The sequence below is a fragment of the Micromonospora sp. CA-263727 genome (assembly GCF_050942455.1).
Lineage (GTDB): Bacteria > Actinomycetota > Actinomycetes > Mycobacteriales > Micromonosporaceae > Micromonospora.
This window is the reverse complement of sequence record NZ_CP192031.1, coordinates 818,058-837,058: the sequence shown is the minus strand read 5'-3', so window position 1 is coordinate 837,058 and position 19,001 is coordinate 818,058. Positions and strand designations below refer to the sequence as shown.

The 19,001-nt window shown below is 68.4% G+C and carries 17 protein-coding genes and 2 pseudogenes; 10 read left to right on the top strand and 9 right to left on the bottom strand.

Features of this window, described 5'->3' with window-relative positions; all coding sequences use genetic code 11:
* Window positions 1–30 precede the first annotated feature (30 nt).
* Window positions 31–354: a hypothetical protein gene (locus ACQPYA_RS03995; RefSeq protein ID WP_433531280.1), complete on the bottom strand. Its 324-nt coding sequence runs from the start codon at window positions 352–354 to the stop codon at window positions 31–33.
* Window positions 355–1,712: 1,358 nt separating this feature from the next.
* Between ACQPYA_RS03995 and ACQPYA_RS03990 the strand changes: the two genes are divergently transcribed.
* The gene (locus tag ACQPYA_RS03990) at window positions 1,713–2,084 is read left to right on the top strand and encodes a hypothetical protein (RefSeq protein WP_433531279.1); all 372 of its coding nucleotides are present in this window, start codon (window positions 1,713–1,715) and stop codon (window positions 2,082–2,084) included.
* Here ACQPYA_RS03990 and ACQPYA_RS03985 read toward each other — a convergent pair.
* The gene (locus tag ACQPYA_RS03985; protein WP_433531278.1) at window positions 2,081–3,034 is read right to left on the bottom strand and encodes a helix-turn-helix domain-containing protein; all 954 of its coding nucleotides are present in this window, start codon (window positions 3,032–3,034) and stop codon (window positions 2,081–2,083) included. The two genes, ACQPYA_RS03990 and ACQPYA_RS03985, sit on opposite strands and share 4 nt — an antisense overlap.
* A gap of 260 nt (window positions 3,035–3,294) precedes the next feature.
* Between ACQPYA_RS03985 and ACQPYA_RS03980 the strand changes: the two genes are divergently transcribed.
* Window positions 3,295–3,486: a DUF397 domain-containing protein gene (locus ACQPYA_RS03980; RefSeq protein ID WP_433531277.1), complete on the top strand. Its 192-nt coding sequence runs from the start codon at window positions 3,295–3,297 to the stop codon at window positions 3,484–3,486.
* A gap of 1,301 nt (window positions 3,487–4,787) precedes the next feature.
* Here ACQPYA_RS03980 and ACQPYA_RS03975 read toward each other — a convergent pair.
* On the bottom strand, window positions 4,788–7,145 hold the full coding sequence (locus tag ACQPYA_RS03975) for a hypothetical protein (RefSeq protein ID WP_433531276.1): 2,358 nt from the start codon (window positions 7,143–7,145) through the stop codon (window positions 4,788–4,790).
* Window positions 7,146–7,336: 191 nt separating this feature from the next.
* Entirely contained in the window at window positions 7,337–8,650 is a 1,314-nt protein-coding gene (locus tag ACQPYA_RS03970; protein ID WP_433531275.1) for an IS110 family transposase, read from the bottom strand.
* Window positions 8,651–8,880: 230 nt separating this feature from the next.
* Between ACQPYA_RS03970 and ACQPYA_RS03965 the strand changes: the two genes are divergently transcribed.
* From ACQPYA_RS03965 to ACQPYA_RS03935, 7 genes and pseudogenes are all read left to right on the top strand, one after another.
* Window positions 8,881–9,198: a helix-turn-helix domain-containing protein gene (locus ACQPYA_RS03965; protein ID WP_433531274.1), complete on the top strand. Its 318-nt coding sequence runs from the start codon at window positions 8,881–8,883 to the stop codon at window positions 9,196–9,198.
* 532 nt (window positions 9,199–9,730) lie between these two features.
* Window positions 9,731–10,081, top strand: a complete 351-nt coding sequence (locus ACQPYA_RS03960) for a histone-like nucleoid-structuring protein Lsr2 (protein ID WP_433531273.1) — start codon at window positions 9,731–9,733, stop codon at window positions 10,079–10,081.
* Window positions 10,082–10,444: 363 nt separating this feature from the next.
* Window positions 10,445–10,786 carry a hypothetical protein gene (locus ACQPYA_RS03955; protein WP_433531272.1) on the top strand — a complete coding sequence of 114 codons (342 nt, stop codon included), beginning with the start codon at window positions 10,445–10,447 and terminating at the stop codon, window positions 10,784–10,786.
* 229 nt (window positions 10,787–11,015) lie between these two features.
* A pseudogene (locus ACQPYA_RS03950) lies at window positions 11,016–11,334 on the top strand (histone-like nucleoid-structuring protein Lsr2).
* 260 nt (window positions 11,335–11,594) lie between these two features.
* Window positions 11,595–12,551 carry a DUF5954 family protein gene (locus ACQPYA_RS03945; RefSeq protein WP_433531271.1) on the top strand — a complete coding sequence of 319 codons (957 nt, stop codon included), beginning with the start codon at window positions 11,595–11,597 and terminating at the stop codon, window positions 12,549–12,551.
* 986 nt (window positions 12,552–13,537) lie between these two features.
* Window positions 13,538–13,735, top strand: a complete 198-nt coding sequence (locus tag ACQPYA_RS03940) for a hypothetical protein (protein ID WP_433531270.1) — start codon at window positions 13,538–13,540, stop codon at window positions 13,733–13,735.
* Between the two features lie 57 nt (window positions 13,736–13,792).
* A pseudogene (locus ACQPYA_RS03935) lies at window positions 13,793–14,017 on the top strand (hypothetical protein); the annotation flags it as partial.
* A 460-nt stretch (window positions 14,018–14,477) separates the two neighbouring features.
* Here the strand turns inward: ACQPYA_RS03935 and ACQPYA_RS03930 are convergent.
* The 4 genes from ACQPYA_RS03930 to ACQPYA_RS03915 form a co-directional block, all read right to left on the bottom strand.
* Window positions 14,478–14,690: a DUF1737 domain-containing protein gene (locus tag ACQPYA_RS03930; protein WP_433531269.1), complete on the bottom strand. Its 213-nt coding sequence runs from the start codon at window positions 14,688–14,690 to the stop codon at window positions 14,478–14,480.
* 402 nt (window positions 14,691–15,092) lie between these two features.
* Entirely contained in the window at window positions 15,093–15,203 is a 111-nt protein-coding gene (locus ACQPYA_RS03925; RefSeq protein ID WP_433533373.1) for a GNAT family N-acetyltransferase, read from the bottom strand.
* Between the two features lie 99 nt (window positions 15,204–15,302).
* Complete coding sequence (locus ACQPYA_RS03920) at window positions 15,303–16,190, bottom strand: hypothetical protein (protein WP_433531268.1); 888 nt, start codon at window positions 16,188–16,190, stop codon at window positions 15,303–15,305.
* A gap of 195 nt (window positions 16,191–16,385) precedes the next feature.
* On the bottom strand, window positions 16,386–16,550 hold the full coding sequence (locus ACQPYA_RS03915) for a hypothetical protein (RefSeq protein ID WP_433531267.1): 165 nt from the start codon (window positions 16,548–16,550) through the stop codon (window positions 16,386–16,388).
* A 3-nt stretch (window positions 16,551–16,553) separates the two neighbouring features.
* Here ACQPYA_RS03915 and ACQPYA_RS03910 point away from each other — a divergent pair, with 3 nt between their 5' ends.
* Window positions 16,554–17,846 (top strand): hypothetical protein, encoded by a 1,293-nt coding sequence (locus tag ACQPYA_RS03910; protein WP_433531266.1) that lies wholly within the window; start codon window positions 16,554–16,556, stop codon window positions 17,844–17,846.
* Between the two features lie 124 nt (window positions 17,847–17,970).
* Here ACQPYA_RS03910 and ACQPYA_RS03905 read toward each other — a convergent pair whose 3' ends face one another.
* Window positions 17,971–18,792 carry a transposase family protein gene (locus tag ACQPYA_RS03905; RefSeq protein WP_433531265.1) on the bottom strand — a complete coding sequence of 274 codons (822 nt, stop codon included), beginning with the start codon at window positions 18,790–18,792 and terminating at the stop codon, window positions 17,971–17,973.
* Between the last annotated feature and the right edge of the window lie 209 nt (window positions 18,793–19,001).

The following is a 19,001-nucleotide window of genomic DNA, read 5'->3' as shown; positions in this document are numbered from 1 at the left end:
TGGATATCGAGGATGCCGGCCGGTATGGCGTCAGCAGAAGTTGACGGTCAGCCAGCACCGCCCGTCCGGATCGACAAAGCCCGCCCCACCCGAGTGGCTGGCGCCGCGCTCGACCCAGGACGCAGTACGGGCCCGCCGGGCGGCGATGTCGACCATATCGTCGCGGGTCACGGTGTAACCGGACTCGGCGACGATCTCGCCGCTGTTGAGCTGGGCGAGCCACGTGGGGTAATCGGTGATGCCCCGCTCCGGGTGAGCGCGGAAAGTGAAACCGCCGGCAGCTAACTGGCCGAGGTGAATGCCCTCGCTCTCGGCCGGAGTGTCGGGCGTACGGAGGTAGAAATTGGTCGACATACCTGTACCTCCTGTCCCCCGGCCGCACCGCGCTTCGAAGGCGGCACCCTCCAACGCTAGACGCTGTCTCGTGACACGCAAAGGCGCTGCCGGAGGCCGAATCGGCGGCGCCCCGAGCGATGGTGGCGTGCGGGTGCGGCGATGGCCGAAACGCCGTGGGCCAGCGCGCGTAGCCACCTGCGGGTTCTCGCGGGGCTTGGCGGCCGGCAGGAGGCCCGCGGGCTTGCCGAGAACTCCCTCAGGATCTACTCCCGCGACTACCCGGCCCGGGACGAGCAGTTCGACCGGGTCCGCCAGCACGCCGAACCTCCACCAGCCCTGGCCAAACCTCAGCATCACTCACGGTGCTGGGCTCGGCGCGGCCCGCCGTTGTCGCGGTCAGGCCGGCCACTCGCCGATCGGCACCCCGGCCGCGTCCGCCGCCCGCCAGGCCACCGCGGGGTTCGGCTTGCGTACGCCCGCCGAGCCAGTTCCGCCCGCTCGTCGCTGATCAGCCCGTCCGAGCGTGTCCCGGCATCAATCTCGGCCTGCTTCACCCACTGCCGCACCGCGGTCTCGGTCAGGTCGAATCCTTCGCGACCTGACCGACGCTGCGGTCCCCGCGCTGACACAACTCGACGAGCTCGGCCTTGAACTCAGACGTGAACGCCCACCTCGGCCTCGATCGCTTCTTCCCCACGCTCTCCATGATGCTGGACATCCTCCCGAAGCCCTACCGGCTCCTGATCTCGGATGTCCGCCGAAACGGGGCACGCCCACCGACAGCCGACCCCGCACCGTCGGACACGGCTGCGCCTGCTGCCGTCCCTGCGTCTGGCGGGCGGACGCGTACGGTTCCGACCGGCCGAGGCTCCGGCTGCCCGGTGTCGCGGCCGGCGTCACCAAACTCTGACGGAGGTATCGCGCAGGGCGGACGCCCTCCGGCGTACCGGGTGTCTGATAGGCGACATCGGCTCGGTCGGTTGCTCGAAGGAACCGGGTGGGGTGTGCCGGCGTCCGAGATGGCTGGGCCGTCCCGCTAATGCGTTCGGCGGGTCTGCGTGGGTTCGCGGCCGTCGAGGTTTGGAGAGGCTGGCCACGTGTGGGCTGACAGGGAGGGTGTGGCCGGCTACGGCCGGCGGGTTTACCGGCGGAGGTGAGTGGCGCGCGGGCACCTTCATCACGGGGGATCCAATTGAGGCGGGTTGACCGCTGGCGGTCGACGGGCAGGCGATGCGGTGGGCGTGTCGGGTATCGCTACCCCGCCCCCTGCGCCGTAAAGTGCATAAGTCATGTCGGGTGATACGTCCTGGCAGATGTGTTCGGCAAGTGCACTCTGCATCTTGCCTTGTCATCGATGACAGAGGAGAAGCGCACGCATGGTGCGTTCGGGCAGGGTGGCGGGCCGCCGGTCGGCGGCAGACGCGAGTTCGGCGGCGCAAATGACGGTGGTGGCCACGGGCGGGGCGGGGGATAAGTGGCTGGTACCGCTGTTCGAGATCCAGGGCTCGTCGGGGCCGGTAGTCGCGGTGGCGGTACTGGTCGGCACGCTGATCGAGGATCTGAGGGTGGCCGTTCTAGTCGGGCTGCTGGCCGGGCTGGTCGAGTGGCGGGCGGAGCGGCGGGCGGAGCCCGTCACGCAGATGTGGGCACCGACAGCTGCGGCGAGGGGAAGGTCGCGCTGGGGCGAGCCCGGCGCTCAGGGGGCCCGGGTGGACGTGCCTGGTCCCCGTCACTCCCGGGAGGGCTAACTCGATGTTCGACGCAGTGATGTGGCTATGGCGTCGAGGACGCGCCGTACGTCGTCGCCGGAGGCCGCCTGCCCGTACAGGTCGTCGAAGGCATGCTTGTAGCCGGCGACCACTTCCGGGTCCTCGACGAGCGCCACGTCCTCGGGCTGACTGTCGAGATAGACCACATCTGGATCAGCCTCCGATCCGAACTCATGCATCGAGAACGGGCCGACCAGGACGGAGTCGGAGGCGGTGTCGCGCCTGAGCAGCACGAGATCAATGTTGGGTAGCCGCGACAGGATCAGCTCGATCTGGTCGAGCATGACCTGCTCGCTCTCCACGACGGTCAGCGCCCGCTCGTCGAGCACGATCCGCACCCGGCCGGGTAATGGCTGCGCGAAGACGCGACGCTGTCTGTCCAGCCGCAGCCGCACGCGGGCCTCGGCCACCTCGTCGCCATCACGACGCCGCGGCCCCACGGCCTGCAGTAGGCGGGCGTACTGCTCGGTCTGCAGTAACCCGGGAATCACAAATGGATGGTACTGGCTGATACGGAGTGCATCGTCCTCGTAACCGATGAAGTCCATGTACGGAGCTGGCACCGAATCGCGATACGTACCTGCCCAATGAGGCCGACGTGCCAGCCTCGCGAGATTCAGCAGCCGCGCTACCTCATCGACGTCGTCAACCCCGTAGAATTCGAGCAAGTCCCGAAGATCCCGAACGCCGACGTTGGTGGTGCCGCGTTCAATTCTGGCCATCTTGGACTGCGACCAATCCATCACCCGGCACACATCCTCCTGGGATTGTCCACGGTCGACTCGCAGTTGACGCAACAGAAGGCGGATCCGCCGACGAATCGTGGTCGGCCCCGGCCCGCTCGTCGTCATATCCACGCCCTCCGATCGGCAAATGCAGAAGGCAAAATGAATAGCCAAACCCGCATAGGGCAACTCGTCTTGGCCCACCAGCTCGATGCCGAGGGCATAAAGCTATCAGGCCGGGCACGGGGACGCTGAATCGGGTGAATGGGCCAGACATTCATGGCTGAAGTGGTCACCTCCTGCTAGCCTGCTTACACAGAGCGACGCATCCGAAGACGGTAAGTGAAGGATTGTGTGGGTCCGGTAGCCCGCCACCGATCCACCGCCAGCCCGCGCTGACGCCTCACCGACGCCGCACCGCCTCCCACAAACGGCTGCACCACGCGTGACCCAGGAGAATCGCCATGAAAAAATCCCACAACACTTCCCCTGTCTGGACCCGCAGTTCCCGATGCGACCACCACAACTGCCTAGAAACGTCTCGCCACCCCACCACCATCCAAGTGCGCAACTCCACCAATCCCGACACGACACTGTCATTCACTCACGATTCCTGGCGTTCATTCCTCCGCACTCACGACAACCCGACCATCTAGCCTTCGGCACAGCGCATCACCGAACGCGCCGCCAGCATCCAACACCAACCCGGACCTCGGCGTCGCCGCCGGCCAGCCGACCAACCCGGCGGCGTCGAGGCCCGACACACCGCCCCACCGGCCCTACTCGGCCACTCGACCACCCATTACGGCCCACCCAGGCCGCCCCTCCACCTTCACCAGCCCCAGGTCCCGTGGATGAGACCTTACGGAACCTCAGGTCGCCGGTATAGGCGACACGACGAGACCCAACACGACCAGGTCGACCCTGCCACCTGCCGTTACCCCCCGACCCCACCCTCCGGCGGCAGTCCACCGGCCGCTGTCCCAACAGCGGACCACACGAACCGCCCGAGGCCGACGATCTTGACGCCCCCTTACCTCGTCCCACCAGCCGTGGACTTTCCTGAACGGCCAGGAGCCCAGGCAGGAAGCCCACCTGTGGCGCAGTACCACGGCTGTTCAGCGTCTCCGCGCTCCTGCCGTCGCTATAGCCGTTGGACATCCAGCTCGCCCACCCGACGATCGGCGGCGGCTGTTGTCGCGCGTGAGAGTCCCTTGACGGCAACGAGCGCCGATGAGCCGACCGATGTCGAACAGCATGGTGGCGACGGGGCAGGCCAGGATACGAATCACCGGCGACCTGGAGCTGCTCAAGGCGGTGGCGCGGCAGCGACTGGCCGTGGCTGGGTAGGTAGCCGACGAGCCGATCAAAGCGTCGCTGCTCACCGGCGATGAGGTGCCGACCACCGCCACCACAGAGCCGGGCGACACGGCTGGCGGCCGGATCGTGTTGGGCATCGTCCGTGCCTTTCATATCGTTCATCCGGGGCAGCGTCGCAAACGACGTGAAAAGCCAATGAGGTACCCGGCCAGGAGCTTAGAATTCTGCTCCGCAGCAACAAGATCGGCGACGCGGCATACACATCTGGGTCATCTCTTATGACGGTGATCGGTCGTTCGAGGCGGCCAATGCCGATTACTGGGCGTCGCCGAAGCGTGAGCAACTCGGCGTGGATCCGGCGGAGTTCCTTGTCGGCGAAGAGGTTCGTACGGTGGAGCAGGTGCTCTAGGCCAGGCAGCAAAGATTAGCCAGCGACACTCGATGCCGACAGTGGGCGTTGGCGCTGGCGCCTCCTTCACCAGGCCACCCCGTGCGCCGCGCTCCGGGGGCCACCAGCTGCCGGCACTCGTTGTCACGATCGCCGGTCCACGGGGCACGGGCGCATGCACGTTCTCCCTGGCGTGTCGGGCCCGGACAGGGCAGCGGCGAGACGATGGGAGGTGCGGGCAAGAGGGTGTCAGGGGTGGCGGAAGTGGCGGCGGGCGGTGGTTTCGTCAAGCCACACGGTGCGGGTTTCGTGGTGGTCGGCGTCGCCACCGCTCCACCCTCCGGCGTAGGTTTCCACTTCCCACCAGGTCATCGGCCCGGTGGGGGTGTGGAAGTGGTGCTGGCGCAGCGTCTTGCCTGACCATAAGCGGGATCCGGGGTCGTCGTGGGATTGCTCGTCCAGGGTGGTGGCGGTGTGCGCGGTCGCGTCGCGCAGCGGGTGCCACGCGTCTCGTTGGCGGATCGGGCTGTCCGGGGTGGTGCTGGTGACGAGGTTCAGCGCGGTGATCGCCGCCGGGTGCAGGGTACGGGGTGTCTGGTCTCGTTCGGCCGGGTCGATCCATCGGGTGTTGGCGGCGAGGGAGCCGTCGTCCCACAGGGACCAGGAGGATCGCTCTTCGACGTGCACGCATCGTATGCCGGTGTCGGTTTGGATGAGGTCGGGTCGCCAGTGGTTCGGGCGGTCGGCGAGCCAGGCGCGGGCGGTGTCCGGCTTGCCGGTGATCACAGCGGGCCCTCTGCTGCTGGCGGGTTTGATGATGATGCGGGTGGCGTCGTCGGGGATGGTCGGCGCCGTGCTGGTGGCCATCTGGTCGATGGGTACGCCTGCCTGGGCGAGGGCGGCGGCCCGGCGGTGCCCTATCCCGCAGCGGGCCAGCCGCAGGGCGTCGGTGAGGGTGAACCGCCGGCCGCCGTGGGCCTGCGCGCGGGTCAGCCAGCCGGCTTCGGCCAGCAGCGTCTGGTGGTGCAGCAGGTCGGTGACGTCGGTGGCGGTGTCGAGGGTGAGCGCGCCGAGTTGGTCGGCGGCCTGCTTTGCGGTCCAGCCGGCGTCCAGCAGCGCCTGCGCTGCCTCGGGGCTCACCTGGGCGCGGTGGGCCAGGTGCGGCGCCGCGTATTCGGCGCGCAGCGCGGCGATCAGCTCGGCCCGTGGCGCGGTCAGCGGGTGGACGGTCGCGATACCGCCACCGACGTTGTTCACGCTGAAGTCGTCGCCGTCGGCGCCGTTGGCGACCAGCGTCCAGACCACGCCGTCGTCCTCGTCGACGTACAGTTCGTCGGCCCACGGCGGGCCGGGCGTGGCGCGCAGCGGCACCTCGACCGCGCCGGACAGGTCGGGCTGGACCGGCCGGGACGAGTCCGGCAGCTTCCCGTATTTCCAGGCGAACAGTGCCAGGCGGCGGTGTTCCAGGTCTGCGCGATGCGCCGCGTGGGCTTCGGCGGCGAGCCGCGGCGCGGCCTCGGCGTCGGTGGCGGGCCGGACGACGGCCTCGAAGTACCAGCCGTCGACGCCGACGAGGTCGGAGTGGGGGGCGTTGCCGTCCTCGTCCCAGGAGTAGGTGGGCTCGTACTCGGCGAGCACGGTCACGATCGCGCTGACCGCGTGTTCGCGCAGGCGCCGGTAGCCGGGGGTGTGCGGTGGTATCGGGTGGCGGTGTTCGTAGAGCGTGGCGCGCAGCGTCTGCCCGATGCGGTATCCCCGCCCGGGTTTCGGCGTGTGGGCGGCGGGGCGGCCGTAGGCGATGGTCCACGTCGCGCCGGTGTGTCCGTCCGGGTAGGGCGGGCAGTCGCCGTGGTGGCCGACCTGCCCGTCCTGGTAGACGCCCTCCCCGGCGGGCACGATTTGCGCGCACCGCCCGCATGGTCCGGGTCGCTGGTTGGCGCGTGGTGGCGCGGGTCGGCGCTGCTCTGGTGGCGGGCACGCCTGGATGTCAGTGCCGTGAGCGGCGCCCAGCGTCGTGTCACCCGGCCGGGTGACCAGGATTCCTTCGCCGGGGCTCAGCCAGCCGGCGCAGTGCACGCAGGATCCCGCGTACCGGTTGACCGCCGGTGGTGCCGGTGGGCAGGGGGGAACGTGCTCGACCAGCGTGCGGCCTTCGACCCGCACCAGGCGGCCCACGCCGGCCGGCACGCTCTGCCGGCATCGGCGGCACGGCTGCTCCTGACCGTTCGGTCGATCCGGTGCGGCGACCAGCAGACGCGGCGCGGTCCGCTGCACGGGCGGATACTTGGCCAGGGCGGTGCGCAGAGTCCGCCGCACGCTGTCCCCGAACGCCGCACGGTAGGTGACGAAGCGGGAGTCCCGCGCGACGGTCAGGTCGCCGGTGCGGGTGACCCGCCACAGCCGGGTGCGGTGGCCGGACTCGGTCCGGTCGCACCCGACGATCAGCGCCCCGGTGGGCAGCTCGTACACCGCGCCCGGCTCCAGGAAGTGACCCTTGCAGGCCCTGCCGCCGGGTTCGTCGTCGTCCAGGCCGGTCAGCAGTTTGCGCCAGGGCTTGACCGCGCCGTCGTCGGCGGGTGGCACGGCGACCCGATGCAGGTCAGTCATGGCAACGTTCTCCTTCAGGGTGTCGAAGGGGTGTCCGGTCAGGCCGGTCCGCGGTGGCCGGTCAGGAGGGCGCCGAGATGCCTGTCCCACGCCGGGGCTCGCGGGCCCGGGGTGCTCCTGAGGCGTGGTCCCGGCTCCCACCTGACCGGCCACCGCACCGCACCATGGCTGGTCGTGCCGAGGGCGGCCAGTCAGGCGGACGTCGGGGTGCCGGTTCCCGCGCGAGGGCTCGCGGCCCGGAAGCAGGTGTCGGGCGTGGTCCCGGCGTCCACCTCACCGGCGGCCGGTCGGTGTTCTCGCTCTGGCCACGCCCGCTGCTCGTCGTAGACGATGCCGTGGCGCAGGCAGTGGTGCAGGCAGCCGAGGAGACGGGCGTAGAGGCGTCGCAGCGCCGCGGCGTGGCGGTCCCCGGCCGCGCGGCGCCGGTCATACAGGGCGCGGGCGCCCGGTGAGCGGGTCAGCGCCGCGAACGCCCACAGGTGGCCGGTGGCGGCGAGGATCGGGTTGGCGTTACGGCGGTGGCTGACCCGCCGGGACGTGCCGCTGGCCCAGGTAATCGGGGTCGCCGCGCACAACGCGCGCAGGTTACGGGCGGAGGCGAACCGGTGCGGATCGTCACCCAGCTCTGCCAGCAGCCGCGCGGCCAACAGCGGGCCCATCCCCGGGAACGACCGGTAGATCCGCGTGTGCGCGTGCGCCTCGGCGAGGGCGCCGACGCGCGTCCACAGCCCCTCAGCGCTGGCCAGCATCGCGTCGAGTTGAGCCAGCAGCGCCAGCACGTGCTGGCCCATCGCCTCCTCCACCTGCGCGGGCTGGCGTAGCACCCGGGTCCGGAAGTGATCGTGGAGACGCTGCGCCTCGGCGGCGATCAGCCGGGTGCGGCCGGCGGCGGTCAGCAGGGTTTCCAACCGGCGGCAGGTCAGCCGGGCGGCGCGGGCCGGTGTCGGCGCGGCGGCCAGGACCAGGCGCGCCTCCGCACGCCCGATCCCGCCGGGTAGATGCGCCCACGCGGTCACCGCCGCCGGATAGTAGTCCCGCAACGCCGAGCGCAGCCGAGCGGTCAGGTACAGCGCGTTGCGCTGGGCGCTGCGGTGTGCCCGGGTCAACTCCCGCAACGCGACCACCTCGACCGACGACGCCGGCAGCGGACGGTGCGCGTCGCCGTCGACCCGCAGAATGTGCGCGAGCAGCTTCGCATCCCCCCGGTCCGACTTTCGACCCGGCGTCAGGCGGCTGCGGTAGCGGGCGACCTGCGTCGGGTTGAGCACCACCACCCGCTGACCCGCTCGGCGAAGGCCGGCCACCATCAGCCCACGTCCGGTCTCGATCCCGATCGCAATGCCGCGCCGCGCCCGATGTACCGAACTGAGCACCGCCAACACCTCGGCCAGCCCGTCCACGTCATCGGTCACCCGCACATGGCGCACCAACTGCCCGCCGTCATCGACCACCGCGAGGTCGTGATGCCGCTCACCCCAGTCCAGGCCCGCGTAATACGTCGCCATCTCCCGATCCATTCCCATGCCTGCCGCGTGCCGAGTGCTGGCCGGCGCTCCTCCTCGCATGAGGGCTCACAGGCCCAGGATCGCAACGGGCATAACCCGGCCAGCAGGCGTCCGAAGATCACCAACCCCGATGGTAGCTATAACTACCGCGCGTGTCGAGGTGCCATCCCGCTACCCGGTCAACACCCTGATGGACGACGAAGACGAAGGGCTCGACACAAGGGGCAGGGGTGCCACGCGGCAGGAGCGACAGAGCGCCCAACGCCTACATCGCGCACGGCCAGTGGCCCGAGGCGACCCTGCGACCCGACGCACCCGCCAGTGCTCACTACTCCCAGGCACTCGCCCATCGACTCGAAACGGCGATGCGCGCACGGCCGGTGAGCATCCGAGGGCTGGCCAAGCTAGCAGGACTGACCCATCCGACCATCATCAGCGCGCTGCGCGGCGACAAATACCCCGACCTGCGAACTCTCGCCTGCCTCGAAGTCGCCCTCGGCGTCGAGCTCTACCCCGCAGGCCTGTACCAGCACCTCCACCCACAGTGAGGATGCGCCGCACCCCTCAACGCCAGACCGCCCGCGCCGGCGGTCCCCGGCAACCGGTCAGCGACCGAATCGTCGCTGCCGCGCGCAGCCGACACCGGTGAGGGCAAACCCGACCGTGTCATCGCCGCCACCGTGGCGGCGTCGACACGGAGGCGGTGCCGATCCGGATGGGCCGAGACACCCGGTGGCGATCCCGGCCGATCACCAACGTGGCGGCGCGAGGGAGACCCTCGGCGGCAACAGAACTCGCATGACCCGTCACGGATTGCCACCACAATGGCCGCTCGGCCCCTTCCCGACGAACACAGGAGGCCGCATCCGCACGGATCAGACTCCCACGGTCAACACAAAGTCGCTATTCACCTACCGAGCAGAAATATTCCCCGGCGGCGGGGTGGGCGTTTCCCTCTCAAGACATCGAGTCGGTCTATACGATCTGCCCAGCGGACCGTGTTGACGCGCCGAGTGCGGTACGGGTTATTGTGCTCACACGTTGTGCGATCCACCCCTGTTCGAAAGGAATAGCCCAGACGTGGCGAAGCAGATCATTCATAAGCTGGTCGATGACCTGGACGGCGGCGACGCGGACGAGACCGTGAAGTTCGCGCTCGACGGTGTGCAGTACGAGATCGACCTGTCCAGCGGCAACGCCAACAGGCTGCGGGAGGCATTCAGCGCTTACGTCGCCCACGGCACGAAGGTAGGCCGGGGCGGTGTCGTCGTGGGTGCTCGGGCCGCCCGTGGTCGTGGTGCCACCAGCGCCGACCGGGAGCAGAACAAGGCGATCCGGGAGTGGGCCAAGAAGGCCGGTAAGGACATCTCCGACCGAGGCCGGATTCCGCAGGAGATCGTGGACGAGTACCACGCGAAGGCAGGCCGCTGACCCCGCGACACGGGCCCATCCCGTTCGTGTTCCCGACGGAATCTGTTCCGCGACACGCACGAAGGCCGCATGCCGGCCCTTGAGCGTCTTTTGCTGATAGCCAGGAATCGCCGATGCGTCCGGTCACCGAGCGCCCGTCGGTGACCGGACGCAGCCGGCAAGCGAACGACACCGCTGACCAACACGACCGTGACACCCGTTCTTATTCTTTCGTTTCCAGCGGCCGTGCCCGGCTCGCCGCCGAAGGCCGTGTCATCCCCAGAAGGCCAGACACGGACATAACCCAACCGCCGGCACCAGAGCGACGACCGTCCGGCGTGGGGCGGCTCTAGCGTTTTCGCAAGCCGACGATACTCTCCTGTCATGGTCAACTTTGGCACCGGTCCGGTGGACGAGGCGAGTGAAGCGGCAGCGGAGGCGAACATGTCCGCCTTTGTCGACGCCCTCCGGCAACGTGGAATTGACCTGCCCGCGACGGCGGACCGCGATCCGTCAGCCGACCGAGACGGCCGGTACGGCTACCTGCTGCCCACCGCCACGGGAGCCGTCCACATCCTGATGCCCGGTGCCGACCTCGCTCGCGTTCGGGACGATCTCACCGCCTCGGCCCCCTGCCTGGTCGTCAACGGGCAAGCATGGTGGTGGCACGACGCCACCGGACAAGCAGCAGCGGCAATCACCACGCGCCAAGCCGACGTCCCCTGAACACGACCGCCCGTGCCCCGCGGCGACACCTCCATGATCCCGCTCTGCACGCCGCAAGGACACAGAACCTCGTCACACCCGCTGATGGTGCCCGGGTGGTGTGCCGCCTCCGACTGTGGCTGATACCGGCCTCGACCGGCGGTCGGGTCCGGAGGACCGAGGTGGGTCATCCGACCTTCGCCCAGCTCTCGACCCTGGGCGAGCTGGGCGAATCCACCAGCACATCATCATGCTCCTGAGCGGCGGCGACGCGGACGAGACCGTCAAGTTCGCGCTCGACGGTGTGCAATACGAGATCGACGTCTCTAGCGGCAACGCCCAAAAGATTGCGTGACGCGCTCGTTTCCTACGTCGCTCACGGCACGAAGGTAGGCCGCGGAGGCGTTGCCGCCGGTGGCCGGGCGGCTCGTGGTCGAAGTGGAGGCGCGCCGACGGGAAACAGAAAAGCGATCCGCGTATGGGCCAGGAAAGTTGGTAAGGACATCTCCGGCCGAGGCCGGATTCCGCAGAAGATCGTGGACGAGTACCACGCGAAGGCGGTCCGCTGACCCTGGCCCTCAGACCGCACAATCAAATCACCTGGCCCGTCACCTTATGCCCAGTTCTGCCACTATTGGCCCAACTTGATAAAGGTGACGGCCGACCATGATCGCCCATCGAGGCGGATGTGTTGGTGATGTACCGCTCCGGGACGCTTGCAGGTGCGTCGGTGGTTGCCGACCGCCGGCGCGTGACCGCCTTCGTTCCGTGGCTCAGCCGCCGCGTGCCGGCATGACAGCATTATCCGCAGCGCTACACAATGGCGCCCATGAGTTACGAAGAGCAGGCCCGGTCGCCGGCGATCGTGCGCGTCGAGCGGCCCGACAATCCCGTCGGTGCAATTACCGATCACGACGCCGTCTCCCGCGCGCAGGCGTACCCGGCCATCCGGGTCGGGGCGCCGTTGTTCGGGCACGCGGTGGATCTCGGCGACGGGCGGTGGCAGGTGTATGCCTTGCTCGACCACACCCCCCAGGAGGCCCGCAACGGCCTGGCGTGCCGGCTGCGGGAACGACTGCTCGACACCACCGACCCGGCCCTGGCCGCCGAGGTGACGGCCGTCGCGCGGGTCCTCGATCGGGAGAAGATCGACGAGGTCGTCGTCGCGGGGCAGATCCACCGTGTGATACGCGCGGACACGTTCGCCCGTTTCGGCCCCGACGGGCCCGAACCGCCGCGTCCCACCGACCCCGATCCGCGTGAGTACGCCGATCACGACAGCTTCTACGACGAAGAGGTGATCGCCGACCCGGCGGCAGCCACCGGCGTCGGCGCCGCGGTGCTGAAAGTCGACCTGCTCACCGCGCACTACCCGCGCGCCCAGGTGCCGGCCGACGTGTACGCCGACAGCGTGGCCGCCGTGCATTCCCATCCCAACGTCGCGCTGCTCCCCGCCCGATTCGCCGTCGCCGAACACGTCGACGGGGCGTGGCAGCCCGTCAGCGATGTCGTCGCCACTCCTCAATGGGCACGCGACGAACTCGCCTACGCCCTTCGCCACGCCGAGCCGCGCCGCCGGCTCACCTCCGACCAGAACGCCGCCTACCAGAAGGCCGCCGACCACGTCGAGCGCCGCCGCGCCGACGAGGTCACCGTCCTGGGCCAGCGCTTCCGCATCGCCCGTGTCGAAACCCTGCTGCGCTTTGCTCCCGATGGCCCGGAAGGCCCTCGCCCTTCCGACCATGATCCAGACCCACCGCCCGAGGCCGCGTCGAGCCCGTCCTGAGGGGCACGGACGCCGGGAACAGTCTCCTGAGGGTCCGCCCAGCGTGAGACGACCGGCAGGGACACGACCCGCCGGGTCGACTCCCCCTGTCCCAACCCCCGCGACAACGGACAGGAGAGCGTTGGGCTGAGGACCACCGCGACCTTCAGGGTCGTCACAGGCCCGAGGCCGGGCGGCAAGGTGGAGTTCGGAGAGTCGGCGCTGGACGCGGCACTCCGGGAGACGGTGGAGGGAGGACTTCCTTAGCGCCATCGCACCCGCTGACGACGCCAACTTCGGCAGGTTAGCTAGGTCTTTTCGCTTCAGCCGACGACGAGATGCTGGGGCGGGTCGAGAGCATGCTGCGCGACGAGTTTGCATAGACAGTGAGCCAGTGAACTAAGGTGATAGGTCGAGTCGGCTGAGGACAGCATTTGCGAGTGATTGCCATTGTTGAGCAACTATGTCTCAGAATGTTGGGCAAGAGGAATGTGAGTACCAATTCGGGGCACAGCTCGAAGCGGCATTCTGCACCGAGGTGACGACGGGCACGCGCCGCTGTCGGTCGGCTCCTACCCCGACGGCCCGCCTGGGCGTCGGCGGGGTTTGGCCGCGGGCCAGCGGGTATCCCGGCGGGTGCAGGTGTGGTTCACGCCGCCCGACCGGGAAAGGCGCCGTTGGCGGTTGGAGATCTGGCCGGACGGTCGAGCCCGTGTCTACGCGCAGTCCGGCCGATGGGTGGCCTCCGCGCCTGAGCGTGAGCCCCGAGATATCGGCGCCCTCGGCGCCTGGTTGCTGGACCGGGACATCGATCCCGACCACCTGCAACCCGGATGACTGGCGGCCGGCCAGCGCCATCGCCCCGCCCAGGCATCTCGCACTTGCGCCTGCGGCTCCCGACGGGCAGGCGCCTGACCTGCCCGCTCCCGTACCGCGGCTCACGGCTGACGCGCGTCCCGCCTCCAGTCCGTGGCCCTTGGGCAGGCTGGATGTCTACGGTGGGTGGCATGAGGCTGCTGCTACGCGGCGGGCCAGGAGACGGACAGACCGTCACCGGCGGCGGGGAAACCGTCACCTGGCAGGCCTGCCTACACGAGATCACCACCGAGGTCACCCACCGGCAGGGTCACGACCTACGGGTGTACCGACACCGCCCCGACTGCTGCGAACCGCACAGCAGAGGCGCCGAAGACCGCTGCGAATGACCTTCGATCTCCCGGCCACCAACCTAAACATGATCGAACATGTGTACGATTCGGGTCATGGATCAGACGGTCAGGAGGTGGTGGAACGGCACCTGGGGGCGACTGGCGCGCCGCGACATATGGCTCGTCCGACAAACCCGCTGGAAGGTCATCGCCCGCGCCGGCGACAGCGAGACCGGCAGGAGCCAGCGCTGGGAGTTCGACAGCCAGGCCGAGGCCCTAGACATGGTCAACCGCCTCCTGCGCGCGCCGTCGTCGTCCGGCTCGTGGCGCGAACTCACCACAGCCGACCGGCCAAGCGCACCGCCGAAGGCCGTGTCATCCGACGTAACCCGACCGTCGGCGCCAGAGGAACGATCGTCGAGCGGGGCACCGGCAGCCGTGTTCAACCGTGGCAGGACACCTCCATGATCCCGCCCTGCACGCCGCAAGGACACAGAACCTCGTCACGCCCGCTGGTGCCGGCTGTCTCGGTGGAACTCGTAGTACCGCTGGAGCGCCCCGTATTCCTCGAACCGGTGTCGCAGCTTCGCTCCGTTGCGTTCCAGGCACCTTGCCGAGCGAACATTGGCGTCCTGGGTGTCGGCGTACGGGTTCCAGTGCAGAACCAGGTACGCCAGACGTACACAGGCCGGGTTGTCTGCCGCTTCGGCTGCGGACGTAGCGGCCTATCTTCCACTGCTCACGCTGCGTGACCAGTAGAGTCTGGTCGGCGCCTGGATCGCGGCATGAGCGTGCGGCTCTATCTGGCGCTGCCCTTGGACGCCTCGGGGCCGACGGAGTGCGGCAGCACCAACGCTTGTGCGGCGATGACGCGTTCACCGTTGAAGGTCAGCGCCGGCGACCCATGCAGCTGATAGCCCTGGTCGAGAAGGCCGCTGACGCGGGCGCAGAATTCAGCATCATCGGGTCCGGTGATAAGGCGGTAGCCGAGCGGCTCAGAGAAATCTGACACCGCCGCATTGTGCCCGCCCGGATGCCTGAGCCCAGTCCCGGCTACCATCCCGTCTTGTTGGTCGCGCGACCGGCGGCATGAGCGTGCAGTCGATCAAGCCAGCCCAGTTATGATCGGTGCTGTAGATGAGGTGCCGATCGAAAGCGACGACCAGGGCTTGCTGGACGTGGTCTGGACAATCGCGTCAGGTGTACTGCACCAGTTCAGCGTGAACCACCGCGTCGTGCTGCCCTGACATGCGTTGTCGGTACGGATTCAGCATTTGCAAGTCGGGTGCAGCCGGTCGGAGACACGTTTGCCTGGACTATCAAGGAATTGGTGGAAAGCTATCGCGGATGAGTAGCGCGCGTGACTCGCCGACTCGGTGAGATGAGCACCACGGACTAACCCAACTGGGGATAGTCAGAGCAGCCGCCGCAGCTTCAGTTCCTCGAAGGACCACCGGGCCACGGCCCGGACGGCGCGTACGGCGACCCCCTGTCCACGCGCCCACGGCGCGGTCCAGTACCCGATCTCGCTGAGTTCGTGGGTGCGGTCGAGGGCAGCTGAATCACGTAGTTGCCCAGAACAGGCGAAGCTGCCGCGAACCCGGCTGCTCGACGGTGAGGTTATTTAGTCGGGGAGCCGCGCCTTCAATGACTGGCGGGCGCCTCGCATGTCCGTCCATGACAGCTCCACCCACTCCGTGATGTGCTCGTAGGTGTCGGAAATCCATACCTGCTGTGTCACTTCTCCTGGTCGCACCACGTCGGCCGCCTGCCCCTCAAGGTGAGGCTCGGTCCCGGTGTTGTCCGTGAAGCGCATCTTGCTAGCCGGAGCATTGCCGACATTGGTAAACGTGATCACGATCGAACCGCCCGACCTGTGGGAGGCCACAGCATCAAACGTGGCCTGCGGCTGGTCAACCTCCAGCAGGAGGGTCCAGGGCTTGCCGCTGGCTCGGGCGCAAAGAAGCTCAAGCTGGATCGGGGACTCGTCGTATCGACTCGCCCAGGTGTCTGCGCTTGTCCACGTCGGCGGCAAGCTTGGTTCGAGTTCGAGCTTGTGCCGCTCGCCGCGTCGTAAGGCAAAGGCCGCCGCAGTCTGCCCGAGTTTGTCCGATTGGTCGACACCGGGAACAAGCCGGTAGGGTCCCCAGACCGTGTCGGCCATCTGCTGCTGACTCGGGCTTCCTGCCAACAGCGAGGTTGGGGGCTGATCACTCCGAATTCGGACGACGACTTCGTCCAAGCCCGGCAGGCCGGCGGGTCCTTCGAGGGCGAGGGTGAGAACAACCCGGTTGCTGCCGTGATCACGCGCCATCGCGGACACCACGAAGTGAGGCGTCAGTTCGGCATTTCGGCGCTCAGCCTCAAGCTCTGCCGTCTCCTTAACCGAAGCCGCAGCTGTCTCGGCCGCTCGGGTAGCTCGCCGAGTGAAATGCACGCTCACGACGAGTGCAAGAATGCCTGTCGCAGCACCCGTTATGCCACCGATCCACGACAACGCCTCCAAGTCCACAGTCCACATCGTAGTGACGCAGCCAACCATCGCCACGCACGCCGCGCAGTAAGTTGCAGTGGCGGCCTTGGGCGAGGGCGACCACGTATGCTGCCACGGTCCGAGGGGTTGTCGGCGGGTGGCAGGTCGCCACCTGCAGCGGACCGTAGCGCTCGGTCGGCGGCATGAGAGTGAAGACCTCGGACGTTAGGTCGACTACGTCGGCTTTCGCCGCCGGGCTGCCGTGCGGTTCACCGAGGACGAGGCCGTGGTTGAGTTGCCTGGTTCGTTGATGATGTGTGGGTGTATCTGCGCCGTCCAGTCGGCTCTCGCGTATTCGCGGTGGTTGCCGCGGCGTTTCTGGTAGGGTTCGTCGGTCATCTGGTGATTTTGCAGTTCACTGTCCACGGCTCGGTGTCCGGGCGGCTCTGCGCTGGCGTGCTCTCGCTGATCGTCCTGCTCACGGCGGTCAGCTTTCTCGGGTACGGGTTGCAGCGGTTTCAGGTTGATGTCGACCGGGACGGCTGGACCGTGCGGATCGGCCGGTACCGACGTGACCTGCGATGGGCCGAGATCTCAGCGGTGGTGATCAAGAACCGGGAGATCGAGGGGCGGGGTCACCGCCGCACGGGCCCCGCGCTCTACCTGGTGCCGGACCCGGGCGTCAGCCTGGACGTTCCGAGTGACCTGCGGGCCACCGTGGACGGGCGACCGGCGGTGCGGCTGTTCGACCTGGCCGACCCGAAAATTGAGGAGAAGCAGTTCGTCCGCGACCTGGCGAGTCTGGCCGGTGACCGCCTTGAGGTTCGGGTCCACCGCCTCAACGTGATGATGCTGAGCGAGGACGCCCGGCAACGGCCGGACGGCGGGAAAGCTCTCCCCGCCTTCCCACCTGGCGCGCAGGGCGTGCGGACGCAGCGCTGGCTGAACCGGCGGCGCTTCCTGGTCTTCGTCGGCTGGTACCTGTTCGCCGTCGTCCCTGCGCTGCTGCTCACCGGCGTCACGGCTCGGCTGCACGAGCTGCTCGGCGCTGCGGTCGCGGTACTGGGCCTGTTCGCGGTCGTCGCCGCGTACGCCCAGTTCGTCACGCTGTTCAGCCATGCCACCGACCTCGTCGACACCGAGGTGGCGATCGCCGGCACGGAAATCGTTCGGGTGATCGGCGACCGCACTGACCGCGACGACATGCACGGCGGCAAAGTCGTGGTGCTGCCACCGGGGGCGAAACGCGGCTACGGCAAGGCGTGGCTGCTCGGGTTCCCGCACGCCGTGGCGCTACTCGGCGATCCGCGGACCGGACGGCTTCGCCACCACGACGACCTGCGCGCCCTGTCGGCAGTGCTACGCGAGTCGCCACATGCCACCGACCGGGCCGCCGCCGGCGACATCGACAGCCTCGCCCTGCAGTCCCAGGTCGGCGACCCGACGGAGCCAGACGGCCCCGCAAACGCCCGCCTGTGGATGTCGCTAACCAAAGCCGGCCGCATCCTGGCCTGGGCCGTCGTCGTGGGCTCCGTCCTGCTGGCCGGCGGCTGGATCCTGGAGAGCACCCACTACCTGGGCGGCGCGGTCATCCTCATCGGTGTGGCTCTGGCCGCCGTCTGGGTGCTATACGCGCTCTACCGGATACTTGCGCTGCCCGGCGCGGCGTGGCAAGCGGTCCGGAAGAACCACTAACTAGCTTCGTGCTCTTGATCACGCTGGCGGGCGTCCTACCCGCAACCACCCGCCAGCGCGCCACGACAGGAACGGCAGCCCACACAGTGAGCCTTTCCGAGTAACGGTTGGTGGCGTTGGGTGATCATGTTGTGCGGGCGTGGTCGATGTGGAGCAGGACCAGGGCTGCAGCGGTGATCCGGCCGATGCTCCAGGGGCACAGGCTGACGTTGCGTAATGCTTTGAAGGTGGTCTTGAGCAGGGAGTTCCCGCGTTCGCCGATGGCGCGGACTGCGTTGTGGGCCTTGTTGAATTGCTGCTGCATGTCGGTGCAGGCACCGTTGCGTGGCTTCTTGAACGCCACTGTGATCGTGTCGGCTTCGCCTTCGTAGCCGAGATCACCGAGGAGCCGTAGGTCGCCGTCGGTCCAGGTGCGCAGCAGCGGCCCGATGCCGTGCTCGCGTAGGGCGGTGGTGTCGTGTTCACGCCCCGGGCGTACCGGTGAGGTCCACAGCGGCCATCCGTCCGGAGCGGTGATGACCTGCACGTTCCCGCCGTGGTTGTCATGCTTTCCCGACCACCACAGATCCACCCCGGGTGTCGGCCCGGGGGTGCGGCACCGATCGGTCTCGATCAGCGTGCCGTCAATATTGACGTGGCCGTAGCCGGCCATCTTCGCGGCCAGCAACACCGAGTGCAGGCCGGGGGCTTGGGCGGCGAGCACGGTGATGCCCTCATGCAGGTACGTGTACGCGGTCGACCGGCTGATCTTGTTGTCGGCGGCCAGTTGCGAGATGCGGGTGCCGTCGATCAACCAGCGGATCACCAAGACGGCCTGCTTGAAGCAGCCCAACGACCGGGTCCCGGCGCGGGTGCCGAGCCGTTGCCGTTGCGCGTGCAGGAGGCCGGACAGGAACGACACGGTCGCCTCGCGTACGGGCAGGACGGCGGTGTATGTGACACTCATAGCGACGCAGAACCTCGATGACGGTGATCCCGGGAAGGACCACCTTCATACCGGGGCTCTGCGTCTTTCCGTTGCACCGCAACGGATCCGGGCGCGTCTGGGCCGTTGGTCGAGCAGCTACTCCAAGTCCTCACACCGTTACTCGGAAAGGCTTAGTGGGCATCCGGCGCTGCACCTTCTGGGCGGCCGGCGTTTCCTTCTGGAGGTCA